Source organism: Streptomyces sp. NPDC058678, from assembly GCF_042714835.1.
Taxonomy (GTDB): Bacteria; Actinomycetota; Actinomycetes; order Streptomycetales; family Streptomycetaceae; genus Streptomyces.
The window spans coordinates 22,281-33,631 of the sequence record NZ_JBHXSG010000081.1; the positions used below are offsets into that span (position 1 = coordinate 22,281).

11 protein-coding genes are annotated in these 11,351 nt (G+C 71.5%); 8 read left to right on the forward strand and 3 right to left on the reverse strand.

Features of this window, described 5'->3' with window-relative positions:
• Nucleotides 1-73: 73 nt before the first annotated feature.
• Nucleotides 74-862, forward strand: a complete 789-nt coding sequence (locus tag ACFWWR_RS42185) for a hypothetical protein (protein ID WP_383874178.1) — start codon at nt 74-76, stop codon at nt 860-862.
• A gap of 24 nt (nt 863-886) precedes the next feature.
• Here ACFWWR_RS42185 and ACFWWR_RS42190 read toward each other — a convergent pair whose 3' ends face one another.
• Nucleotides 887-1,399: a MarR family winged helix-turn-helix transcriptional regulator gene (locus ACFWWR_RS42190; RefSeq protein ID WP_383874179.1), complete on the reverse strand. Its 513-nt coding sequence runs from the start codon at nt 1,397-1,399 to the stop codon at nt 887-889.
• A 285-nt stretch (nt 1,400-1,684) separates the two neighbouring features.
• Between ACFWWR_RS42190 and ACFWWR_RS42195 the strand changes: the two genes are divergently transcribed.
• Nucleotides 1,685-2,533: a lysozyme gene (locus tag ACFWWR_RS42195; protein ID WP_384309405.1), complete on the forward strand. Its 849-nt coding sequence runs from the start codon at nt 1,685-1,687 to the stop codon at nt 2,531-2,533.
• An 82-nt stretch (nt 2,534-2,615) separates the two neighbouring features.
• Here ACFWWR_RS42195 and lon read toward each other — a convergent pair whose 3' ends face one another.
• Entirely contained in the window at nt 2,616-5,039 is a 2,424-nt protein-coding gene (lon, locus tag ACFWWR_RS42200) for an endopeptidase La (protein WP_383874182.1), read from the reverse strand.
• A 260-nt stretch (nt 5,040-5,299) separates the two neighbouring features.
• Here lon and ACFWWR_RS42205 point away from each other — a divergent pair, with 260 nt between their 5' ends.
• Nucleotides 5,300-5,845, forward strand: coding sequence for a GNAT family N-acetyltransferase (locus ACFWWR_RS42205; RefSeq protein ID WP_384309408.1), 546 nt, complete (start codon nt 5,300-5,302; stop codon nt 5,843-5,845).
• Nucleotides 5,846-5,889: 44 nt separating this feature from the next.
• Nucleotides 5,890-6,642, forward strand: coding sequence for a GNAT family N-acetyltransferase (locus ACFWWR_RS42210; protein WP_383874207.1), 753 nt, complete (start codon nt 5,890-5,892; stop codon nt 6,640-6,642).
• Between the two features lie 177 nt (nt 6,643-6,819).
• Here ACFWWR_RS42210 and ACFWWR_RS42215 read toward each other — a convergent pair whose 3' ends face one another.
• Nucleotides 6,820-7,668 carry a rhomboid-like protein gene (locus tag ACFWWR_RS42215; protein ID WP_384309411.1) on the reverse strand — a complete coding sequence of 283 codons (849 nt, stop codon included), beginning with the start codon at nt 7,666-7,668 and terminating at the stop codon, nt 6,820-6,822.
• Between the two features lie 464 nt (nt 7,669-8,132).
• On the opposite strand from ACFWWR_RS42215, the gene ACFWWR_RS42220 reads away from it, so the two are divergent.
• The 4 genes from ACFWWR_RS42220 to ACFWWR_RS42235 all read left to right on the forward strand — a co-directional run.
• Complete coding sequence (locus ACFWWR_RS42220; RefSeq protein ID WP_384309413.1) at nt 8,133-8,810, forward strand: spermidine synthase; 678 nt, start codon at nt 8,133-8,135, stop codon at nt 8,808-8,810.
• A gap of 124 nt (nt 8,811-8,934) precedes the next feature.
• Nucleotides 8,935-9,672 carry a response regulator transcription factor gene (locus tag ACFWWR_RS42225; protein ID WP_383874191.1) on the forward strand — a complete coding sequence of 246 codons (738 nt, stop codon included), beginning with the start codon at nt 8,935-8,937 and terminating at the stop codon, nt 9,670-9,672.
• Nucleotides 9,669-10,775, forward strand: coding sequence for an ATP-binding protein (locus ACFWWR_RS42230; RefSeq protein WP_383874192.1), 1,107 nt, complete (start codon nt 9,669-9,671; stop codon nt 10,773-10,775). Before ACFWWR_RS42225 ends, ACFWWR_RS42230 begins: the two co-directional genes overlap by 4 nt.
• Before the next feature lie 281 nt (nt 10,776-11,056).
• Nucleotides 11,057-11,351: hypothetical protein (locus ACFWWR_RS42235; protein WP_384309415.1), on the forward strand; the 295-nt coding region annotated here is incomplete at its 3' end.

The window sequence follows — 11,351 nt, forward strand, 5'->3', positions numbered from 1 at the left end:
CGCGCCTGCGTCAATTCGGCGACTGATGCCAGACTCTTGCGCACCTTGTGGAGAGCTCGTGCAGACTGGCCGAATGCGTACGGAACTTGTTTCGGAGCCCGGCGATCCGGCCCGCCCCAACGAGGACTTCGCCGGGGTCGCCCTACCGGCTTCCGGGCTGGGCGGCACGCTCGTCGTCCTGGACGGCGTGACACCCCCGAGGGGCGCTACGGGCTGTCTGCATCCGGTGCCCTGGTTCACATCCCGCCTCGGCGGGGCGCTGACCGAACTGACCGTTTCCTGCCGAGATCTGACGCTGCCGGAGATCCTCTCGCAGGCGATACTTCGAACAGCCGAGGCCCATCACACCACTTGTGACCTTTCTCACCCACGCACCCCACAGGCAACAGTGGTTGTGGCCCGCTGGTCGCCGGAGTCGGTGGAGTACCTGGTCCTGTCGGACTCGGCACTGCTGATCGAGTCCCCCGACGGCACAGTGACCGCTCAGCTGGACGACCGCCTCTCCCGCCTCCCGCGCTCCGCCCTCGCGACGGACGCCCTGGTCGACTCCACGGTCCGCAACAAGGAGGGCGGCTTCTTCACGGCGGCGGCGGATCCGTCGGTGGCGGAGCGGGCGGTGACGGGCGTGCTCCGCCGCTCGGAGGTGCGCGCACTGGCCGCCCTGACGGACGGGGCGACGAGGTGGGTGGAGCGGTTCCGCGAGGGGGACTGGGGGGACTGCTTCACCTTCGTACGCAAGGAGGGGGCGGGGGCGCTCGTGGAGCGGGTGCGGGAGCTGGAGCGGGGGGACGCGGAGGCTCGGGAGTTCCTCGGCCGCAGCAAGACGCACGACGACGCGACCGTGGTGTACGTGGAGCTGTGACGCGGACTCTCCCGAGGGCCCGCCCTACTTCTCCATCCCCCGGTTCAACTGGTGCAGCAGCCGCGCCAGTTCCCCCACCTCACGCGCATCCCAGTCGGCGAGCCGCCCCGCGTAGCGCGCCCGACGGGCCTCGCGCACCCTCCGTACCCGGTCGTGGCCCTCCTGGGTGAGCGCGACCAGCCAGGCCCGGCCATCGGCGGGGTCGGGTTCCCGGGCCACCAGACCGAGGTCCTCCAGGGCGCGCAGCTGGCGGGACATCGTCGCCTTGCCGACGCCGATGTACGCGGCGAGTTCGGTGGCGCGCTGGGGACCGCACTCGTCGAGGCGGACGAGGAGGCCGTACGCCGCCGACTCCAGGTCGGGGTGGACCTCGCGGGCCATCTCGCCCTGGTTGGCGCGGGCACGTCGCAGCAGGACGGTCAGTTCCCGCTCCAGCGCGAGGAACGCGGGCTGGTCCACACCGCTCGCGGACACTCCCTCAGAGGGGGGACCCCCAGACGCGGCTCCACGTCCGTCGCCGTTTCCGTCTTCGTGCACGTCAGCCCCTGCCTCGGTTTTGCCCGGTCCTGAAAGTTTGCGCCGAGCGCCGTCATCGCCGCAGCTCCGCCAGTATTTCGCAGGGCTGGACCAACGGCAGCGTCCGGGCCTGCTTCCCACCCGGGCGTTCTACGTGCGTAGCTCGTTTCACCGGACGGTGAGATTGGCATGCTCACGCCAGCACCAGACCCGACGGGTCGTTCCTTGTCACCCCCGTCACCCCCGTCCCCCCGTCACCCGTTCTCCCTCCACCACCGAGCACCGCCGGGCCCTCGCAGGCACGCTATGTACGTGCACAGACCCGGTTCGCTCCGCGCCCCCCACGCCCTCCGCCCGCTCCACCCCCGGCGCCGCTTACTCGCCGGCCCCCTGCTCGCCGCGCTGCCTCTCGCCCTCACCGCCCAGGCCTCCGCGGAGACCGCCCCCAGTCCCGCCCGCGGCACCGCCCACATGGGCATGGGCGTCCTCGCCCACGACGGCCGGAACGGTGTCCCCGCCGACAACCGCGCCGCCCAGGCCGAGGGCGTCGACGTCTCCAGCCATCAGGGCAACGTCGACTGGCCGACGTTGTGGGGCAGCGGGGTCAGGTGGGCCTACGCGAAGGCGACCGAGGGGACGTACTACACGAACCCCTACCACGCCCAGCAGTACAACGGCTCGTACAACGTCGGCATGATCCGCGGCGCCTACCACTTCGCCACCCCGGACACCACGACCGGCGCAACGCAGGCCGACTACTTCGTCGACCACGGCGGCGGCTGGTCCCAGGACGGCAGGACGCTGCCCGGCGTGCTCGACATCGAGTGGAACCCGTACGGCGACACCTGCTACGGCAAGACGCGGAGCGCGATGGTCACCTGGATCCGTGACTTCCTGAACCAGTACCGGGCGCGCACGGGCCGGGACGCGGTGATCTACACGGCCACCAGCTGGTGGACCCAGTGCACCGGCAACCACGCCGGCTTCGCCGCCAACCCGCTGTGGATCGCGCGGTACGCGTCGACGGCGGGGACCCTGCCGGCCGGCTGGAGCGGCTACACCATGTGGCAGTACACGTCCTCCGGCCCGACCGTCGGCGACCACGACAGGTTCTACGGCGCCCTCGACCGGGTCGTGGCCCTCGCCAACGGCTGACCCCGCGCAGTCAGGCACAGACAGGCGAAGGCCCGGGCCTCCCTCACAGGGACCCGGGCCTCACCTCATCCGGCAGCGTCCGTCACGCCGCCACCGGAACCTCCGGCGTGGCCCCGTTCGTCGCCGGCGTCAGCGCCAGCTCCAGGACCTGGCGGACGTCCGTGACGGCGTGGACGTCGAGCTTGTCCAGGACCTCGGCCGGGACGTCGTCCAGGTCGGGCTCGTTGCGCTTCGGGATGACGACGGTCGTCACGCCCGCCCGGTGCGCGGCCAGCAGCTTCTGCTTCACGCCGCCGATGGGCAGGACACGCCCCGTCAGCGAGACCTCGCCCGTCATCGCCACGTCCGTACGGACCAGCCGTCCGCTCAGCAGCGACGCCAGCGCGGTCGTCATCGTGACGCCCGCGCTCGGGCCGTCCTTCGGCACCGCGCCCGCCGGGAAGTGGATGTGCACGCCCCGGTCCTTCAGGTCGGCCACGGGGAGTTCCAGTTCCGCCCCGTGCGAGCGCAGGAAGCTCAGCGCGATCTGCGCCGACTCCTTCATGACGTCACCCAGTTGGCCGGTCAGGGTCAGCCCCGCCGCGCCGGTCTCCGGGTCGGCCAGCGACGCCTCGACGAACAGGACGTCACCGCCCGCTCCCGTGACCGCGAGGCCCGTCGCCACGCCCGGCACGGCGGTGCGGCGCTCCGCCGGGTCCTGCGCGGACTCGGGCACGTGGTGCGGCCGGCCGATCAGGGCACGCAGATCCTCGTCCCTGACGGTGAACGGCAGCTTCCGCTCGCCCAGTTCGTGCTGGGCCGCGACCTTGCGCAGCAGCCGTGCGATCGACCGCTCCAGGTTGCGGACGCCCGCCTCACGCGTGTACTCGCCGGCGAGCTTGCGCAGCGCGCTCTCGTCGAGCGTGACCTCGGCCTTCTCCAGCCCCGCCCGCTCCAGCTGACGCGGCAGCAGGTGGTCGCGCGCGATGACGATCTTCTCGTCCTCGGTGTAACCGTCGAGGCGGACCAGCTCCATACGGTCGAGCAGCGCCTCCGGGATGGCCTCCAGCACGTTGGCGGTGGCCAGGAAGACGACGTCCGACAGGTCCAGCTCCACCTCCAGGTAGTGGTCCCGGAAGGTGTGGTTCTGCGCCGGGTCCAGGACCTCCAGGAGGGCGGCCGCCGGGTCGCCCCGGAAGTCGGACCCCACCTTGTCGATCTCGTCGAGGAGCACGACCGGGTTCATCGACCCGGCCTCCTTGATGGCCCGGACGATCCTGCCGGGCAGCGCACCGACGTACGTACGGCGGTGACCGCGGATCTCGGCCTCGTCCCGGACGCCACCGAGGGCGACCCGGACGAACTTCCGCCCCATGGCGTGCGCGACGGACTCGCCGAGGGAGGTCTTGCCGACGCCGGGCGGGCCGACGAGCGCGAGCACGGCGCCACCACGGCGTCCGCCGATCACGCCCAGCCCCCGGTCGGTACGGCGCTTGCGCACCGCCAGGTACTCGGTGATCCGCTCCTTCACGTCCTCCAGGCCGGCGTGCTCGGCGTCCAGGATCGTCTTGGCGCCCTGGATGTCGTACTGGTCCTCGGTCCGCTCGTTCCACGGCAGTTCGAGGACGGTGTCGAGCCAGGTCCGGATCCACGATCCCTCGGGCGACTGGTCGCTCGAGCGCTCCAGCTTGTCGACCTCCTTGAGGGCGGCCTCCCGGACCTTCTCGGGCAGGTCGGCGGCCTCGACGCGGGCACGGTAGTCGTCGGACTCCTCGCCCTCCGACTCGCCGTTGAGCTCGCGCAGTTCCTTGCGGACGGCTTCCAGCTGGCGGCGGAGCAGGAACTCGCGCTGCTGCTTGTCGACGCCCTCCTGGACGTCCTTGGCGATGGTCTCGGCGACATCCTGCTCGGCGAGGTGGTCGCGCAGATGCCGGGTGGCGAGCTTGAGGCGGGCGACCGGGTCGGCCGTCTCCAGCAGCTCCACCTTCTGTTCGGTGGTCAGGAAGGGCGAGTAACCGGAGTTGTCGGCGAGGGCGGACACGTCGTCGATGGCCTGCACCCGGTCGACGACCTGCCAGGCACCTCGCTTGCGCAGCCAGGCCGTGGCAAGGGCCTTGTACTCCTTGGCCAGTTCGGTGACGTGCCCCGGCAGCGGATCGGGCGCGCGCTCGTCGAGCCGCGTTCCCTCGACCCACAGCGCCGCGCCCGGCCCCGTGGTCCCGGCGCCGATCTTCACGCGGTCACGACCGCGGATCAGCGCACCCGGGTCGCCGTCGGCCAGCCGGCCGACCTGCTCGACGGTGCCGAGCACTCCGGTGCTCGCGTACGTCCCGTCGATGCGTGGCACCAGCAGAACCCTGGGCTTGCCGGGTTCCGAGCGTGCGGCGGCCTGGGCGGCCTCCACCGCGGCGCGCACATCGGCGTCGTTCAGGTCCAGCGGAACCACCATCCCGGGCAGCACGACCTCGTCGTCGAGCGGCAGCACGGGCAGGGCGAGCGGTGTGAACGCCGTGGACTCAGCAGCCATGATCTCCCCTTCGGCAGTCAAGTTGAGCTATGCCGACTCAATGCACGTGAGCCCCGGATTGTTCCCCGGCCCGTGTTCGCTGTGAGCGATCACTTGCCGACTGCCGCCTGACCAGGCATGTAACGCTCCCCCGGTGATCGCTCCCATACCTCCGGTCGTCCCCCGCCGGCCGCATCTCCGACAACACCCAACCCGGCCTCGACCTTCCCGGCACCGGTCCTGAGCCCCGGCCGTGGCGGCTAGCGGACGCCGGTGCGCTCGTGGCCGCCAGTCACGGTCCGGCGGTCAGTCGGTGGAACCTCCTGCCCGCACTGTCCTACGACGAGGCACGCGTGCGCGTGGAGCGGATGCACGAGCGCCGGGCGGCGGGGACCGCCGGGGTCTGGGCGATCGCGCGGGTCGACGGCGGCGAGGTCGTCGGCCCTGCCGCGTGGATCGGCACCGACCTCGACCGCGGCAACGCCGAGACCGCCTACTGGGTGCTGCCCGCCGGACGGGGCGGCGGCATCGCCGCCGAGGCCGCGCGTCGCCTCAGCCGGTGGGCCCTGGACAACGTGGGCCTGCACCGGCTCACGCCGTGCCACTCGGTGGCCGACCCGGCGTCCTGCCGCGTCGCCGCGAAGGCCGGGTTCGCCCTGGAGGGCACCATGCGCGGCGCGCTGTTGCACACGGATGGTTGGCACGACCAGCACCTGCCACGCGTGCGTGCCGGGGCGCGACGTGTGAACCCGAGCGGCCGCGGCCGACGGCGCCCCAGGAAATCCGGTTGCCGACACCCGCCCCCTGCCCCGACCGTCATCCGGTGACAGACACCACCGCACACGTCCTCCTCGCCGCCTACGACGACCAGATGCGTGGCGCTCCCCCGACCCCGCCGCTGGGAGTGACGTACGAACAGGACGGTCCGCTGCTGCGGATCGTCGGGCAGTTCCGCGGGTTCGTCAGCGGACCGCGTGACCTCGGCGTGGACGGCGACGCGCTGGACCGCCTGATCGCGCGACAGCGGGACTTCTTCGCGGGGCGCGGCGAGGCCGTGGAGTGGAAGACCCGGGCGCACGACGTCCCGGCCGACCTCACCGACCGGCTACGGACGGCCGGGTTCGTGCCCGAGGAACGGGAGACGGTACTCGTCGGACGCGCCGCCGAGATGGCCGTACGCGCACCGGTCCTGCCGGACGGTGTCACGCTGCGCCGGGTCACGGCGGACGCGGACCTGCGGCGGATCGCCGCCATGGAGTCGGCCGTGTGGGACGACGACTGGAGCTGGCTCGCCGAGGACCTGATCGGGCGGGTCGCCGCCGCTCCGGACGAGATCGCCGTGTACGTCGCCGAGGCCGACGGGGAGGTGGTGTGCGCCGCCTGGCTCGCCTTCCGCGCGGGCACGGGGTTCGCGAGCCTGTGGGGCGGCTCCACGCTCGCCGAGTGGCGGGGGAAGGGCATCTACCGCGCCCTGGTGGCCGAGCGGGCCCGGCTCGCCGCCGCCCGGGACGTGACCTACCTGCACGTCGACGCCTCCGACGACAGCGCGCCCATCCTGCGACGCCTGGGCTTCCACGCGGTCACCACGACCACGCCGTACGTCTGGTCACCGCCCGCCGGCTGACCCCCACCACCTCAACCACTGGCCCACCGCCGAGAAACCGCCGTACCTCGACGCGTGGCTGCTCCGGGAACCGGTGACACTGGGACGGCTTCACAACGACGACGGGACACCGTCATCACGGACCGCGCGCTCGCCCTCATCGGCCCGGTTCGGATGGGCCCCTGCGGCCACGCGGTCCTACGCGGCCCGCGCCCGATGCGAGCCCCGCGTCACCGGCCAGGTCGCGACGCCGATCGCCAGTGCGATCAGGTGGCCCCAGTTGGTCAGCGGGTCGGTGAACGCGAGCAGGTCCAGGACCAGCACCCCGCCGAACAGGGCGAGCAGCGGCCAGCGCAGCCATGGCGTGAGGAGTCCGGCCAGGGCGCCCAACGCCGCGGCGACACCGAAGCTGACGCCGTAGTCGAGGCGGTGCAGCGAGCTGTCGGGCAGGTGGCCGACGAGCACCGCGAGGCCCACCGGGACCTCGGTCGCGAGGGTGGCGAGGACGTGCCCGAGGAAGAAGACACCGGCCGTGCGCAGGCCGCCTGTGCGCCGCTCCAGCGCGGTGAGCACGAGCAGGAAGCCGATCGCGTACGGCGAGAAGATTCCGCCCGCGATCCACAGCGCGCTGGCCGGCAGCACCAGTGCGGGCATCCGCACGAGGTGCGCCACATCGGTGCTGGAGGCCTGGTGGAGCTGGTGCACGAGGGCGGGATCGGCGTACGCGGTGACCAGCGAGGTGACGGCGAGGACGGCACCGTAACCGAAGGTGAACGGTGTCCCGGTGGGGGTGGGCAGCAGACGCCAGGGGCGGAGGCGGCGGCTTCCCGAGGGCTCGACCGCGGGGGCGGCCGCCGGCGCGACCGGGACAGCCGGATGTTCCGGCACGTTCGCCGACGCCCCTCGCTGGCGCGGCATCCCGTCCAACAGCCCTGACAGGTCGGGCATACAGGCGTCGTAGCGCGGAGGAGGGGGCACTTCCGGGGGCGGCGACACCTCCGCGGGCGCCGACGAGTCCGTCGTACCCACCGTCTCAGTCCGTTCCACGGTGAGGCGCTCCTTCCGTTCCCGCCCCACACTCCGCGCCCCGCAGGGCCGGTGTCTGTGACCGGCGCCACCCCGGCGCCGATTCACAGCCACTTCTCAAGGAACGTCCCGGGCCACGGGCAACCCGGTCCCCGCAGTCGTACGCGTGCAGCTCGAACGCCCCGCGGTCCTCCCCGAGACCGCCGAGAAGGGCCGCCGCCCCGCCGACCGACCACGGCGCCTCGGACGCCGCCCGGCTCGACGTGGCCTTCGGCCGGGCGCGGGCGGAAGGCCGGCTGTCCTTCGAACTTCCGCGCTTCATGGCGGAGTCCGCGCTTCATGGCGGCGGCGGAGACGGCTCGGCCGGACATCCCGGACGACACCGAGGACGCGGCCATCCGTACGGCCACGGGCTCACCGTCCGAGGCGGTCCGTTCCTCGCCGAACCGCTCGGCCCATCCCCTCCCACCTGGCAGGATGGGCCGATGCCCACCTCGTACGACATTCCACAGGTCCTGGACCGGCGCGAGGGTCCGCACGGCGAGGTCGTCCTGCGACGGCACGGCGAGTTACTGCAGATCATCGTCAACGGCTGCTTCCTGATGGACACCTCCGACGGCCGCTCGGAGCGGCGGCTCGTGGACGCGGCGCTGGACGCGCTCGACGGTCGCGGGGAGCCGAGCGTGCTCATCGGCGGCCTCGGCGTCGGCTTCTCGCTCGCGCACGCCGCGGCCGATCCCCGCTGGGGCCGGATCACCGTGGTCGAGCGGGAACGCGCCGTCATCGACTGGCACCGTGCGGGGCCGCTGTCCGCGCTCTCGGAGCAGGCCCTCGCCGACCCGCGCACCCGAATTGTGGAAACGGATCTTGTCGCTTTCGTCAATGAGACATGCGACACGTTCGACGCGCTGTGCCTGGACATCGACAACGGGCCCGACTGGACGGTCACCGAGGGCAACCACGGCCTGTACTCCGCGGCCGGACTGGCAAGCTGCACAAGGATGTTGAGGCCAGGAGGGGTACTGGCGGTGTGGTCCGCCCAGCCCTCTCCGGAATTTGAAGGAACTCTACGGAATGCCGGGTTCCAGCAGGTGCGTACCGAAGAGATCCCGGTTGCCCGGGGCGTTCCGGACGTCGTGCACATCGCCGTCCGACCTGGATAGCAAACCCGAGGTGACTCCCCGTACTCTGCTTCCCTGACGCCGATCATTCAAGCGTCAAGCGCAGTCATGCGCGGACAAGGAATCACCCCACTGGTTCCGGAATTGCACACCTCAGGGGCGGGCGATGGAGCAGACACACACCTCCCACAACGGCACGGCGACGACCCCGGGCGCACAGCGACGGGTGCTTGTCGTCGAAGACGATCCGACGATCGTGGACGCCATCGCGACCCGCCTGCGCGCCGAGGGATTCCTCGTGCAAACAGCGGGCGACGGTCCGTCCGCGGTCGACACCGCCGAGGCCTGGCAGCCCGACCTGCTGATCCTCGACATCATGCTGCCCGGCTTCGACGGTCTGGAGGTCTGCCGCCGCGTGCAGGCCGCCCGGCCGGTGCCGGTGATGATGCTCACCGCGCGGGACGACGAGACCGACATGCTGGTCGGGCTCGGCGTCGGCGCCGACGACTACATGACCAAGCCGTTCTCCATGCGGGAGCTGGCCGCGCGCGTGCACGTCCTGCTGCGCCGCGTGGAGCGGGCCGCGATCGCCGCGTCGACCCCGCGCAGTGGGATCCTGCGGCTCGGCGAGCTGGAGATCGACCACGCGCAGCGCCGGGTGCGGGTGCGCTCCGAGGACGTCCACCTGACGCCCACGGAGTTCGACCTCCTGGTCTGCCTGGCCAACACGCCGCGCGCGGTGCTCTCCCGTGAGCAGCTCCTGGCGGAGGTCTGGGACTGGGCGGACGCCTCCGGCACCCGGACCGTCGACAGCCACATCAAGGCGCTGCGGCGGAAGATCGGTGCCGAGCGGATCCGCACGGTGCACGGCGTGGGCTACGCCCTGGAGACGCCGACGCCATGAGCGACGGGCCGGCCGCACCAAGACGCCCCGGGGAGCCCTGGGGCGGCGTACGCCCGTACTCGATCAAGACCAAGCTGGGCGCTCTGGTCGTCATCTCGGTGCTGATCACCACGGGCCTGCTGATGATCGCCGTGCACACGAAGACGGAACTGCGCTTCATCACGGTCTTCTCGATGATCGCCACACTGTTGATTACGCAGTTCGTGGCGCATTCGCTCACCGCGCCGCTGGACGAGATGAACGCGGTGGCCCGTTCGATCTCGCACGGCGACTACACCCGCCGGGTGCGGGAGAACCGCCGGGACGAGCTGGGCGACCTGTCCCAGACGATCAACCGCATGGCGGACGACCTGGAGGCCCAGGAGCGGCAGCGCAAGGAGCTCGTGGCGAATGTCTCGCACGAGCTGCGTACGCCCATCGCGGGTCTGCGGGCGGTCCTGGAGAACATCGTCGACGGCGTCACGGAGGCCGACCCCGAGACGATGCGGACGGCCCTGAAGCAGACCGAGCGGCTGGGTCGTCTCGTGGAGACGCTCCTGGACCTGTCCCGGCTGGACAACGGGGTCGTACCGCTGCGCAGGAGACGGTTCGAGGTGTGGCCGTACCTGTCGGGCGTGCTGAAGGAGGCCAACATGGTCGCCTCGGCGCGCGCGGGCATCGCTTCCGGATCCGGCAGCCACACGCGTACGGACGTCCATCTGCACCTCGACGTGTCCCCTCCGGAGCTGACCGCACACGCGGACCCGGAGCGGATCCACCAGGTGGTGGCGAATCTCATCGACAACGCGGTCAAGCACAGCCCGCCGCACGGCCGGGTCACGGTCAAGGCGCGGCGCGGGGCCGCTCCCGAGTCGCTCGAGCTGGAGGTTCTCGACGAGGGCCCCGGCATTCCCCGGTCGGAGTGGCACCGGGTCTTCGAGCGGTTCAACCGCGGCAGCGTCAACCGGCCGCACGGGCCCGGCAGCGACGGCGGCACGGGCCTCGGTCTGGCGATCGCCCGCTGGGCGGTCGATCTGCACGGCGGTCTGATCGGAGTGGCCGAATCCGAGCGGGGTTGCCGGATTCTTGTCACCCTTCCGGGACTTCCTTCTTTGCCAAGTTGACGTAAAGTTCGAAGCGGAGCCACAAGATCCACGGACGTTCGTCCTGACGGACACGTGTGATCAGGCAGAGGCCCGCGCCGTTGTCGCGCCTGGGCCAGCTCAGCTCATCCCGGACGAAGCGGAACCTCGCTTGTTTCCCGCCATTTCCAGCCCTGAAACACGCTGTTCGATGTGACTTACACGACGATGGACGGACCCGGCCTGACCTTCTCGGTCTTGGAGGCGTAGCCTTTATTCCCGCTGTCCATCACCTTGTGAAGCGGAAGAGGGCGGTTGCCGCCGTGTCGCCACAGTCCCCCAGTAACTCGAGCATCTCCACCGACGCAGACCAAGCGGGTAAGAACCCCGCAGCGGCCTTCGGTCCGAACGAGTGGCTCGTCGACGAGATCTATCAGCAGTACCTCCAGGACCCGAATTCCGTAGACCGAGCCTGGTGGGACTTCTTCGCCGACTACAAGCCGGGGGCGGCTGCCGCCTCGGCTCCGGCGGGTACTGCGGCCGCGGGGGCCGCAGAGACCACCACCACGGCCCCGCCCGCGCCTGCCGCCCCGCCGGCGCAGGCCCAGGCGCCCGCCC

Excerpts from the sequence above, each read along its gene's own strand:
- ACFWWR_RS42210 (WP_383874207.1), top strand. The coding sequence starts at position 5,890 with ATGCGTGGCGCTCCCCCGACCCCGCCGCTGGGAGTGACGTACGAACAG.
- ACFWWR_RS42220 (WP_384309413.1), top strand. The coding sequence starts at position 8,133 with ATGCCCACCTCGTACGACATTCCACAGGTCCTGGACCGGCGCGAGGGT.
- ACFWWR_RS42185 (WP_383874178.1), top strand. The coding sequence starts at position 74 with ATGCGTACGGAACTTGTTTCGGAGCCCGGCGATCCGGCCCGCCCCAAC.
- lon (WP_383874182.1), bottom strand. The coding sequence starts at position 5,039 with ATGGCTGCTGAGTCCACGGCGTTCACACCGCTCGCCCTGCCCGTGCTG.
- ACFWWR_RS42230 (WP_383874192.1), top strand. The coding sequence starts at position 9,669 with ATGAGCGACGGGCCGGCCGCACCAAGACGCCCCGGGGAGCCCTGGGGC.
- ACFWWR_RS42225 (WP_383874191.1), top strand. The coding sequence starts at position 8,935 with ATGGAGCAGACACACACCTCCCACAACGGCACGGCGACGACCCCGGGC.
- ACFWWR_RS42195 (WP_384309405.1), top strand. The coding sequence starts at position 1,685 with ATGTACGTGCACAGACCCGGTTCGCTCCGCGCCCCCCACGCCCTCCGC.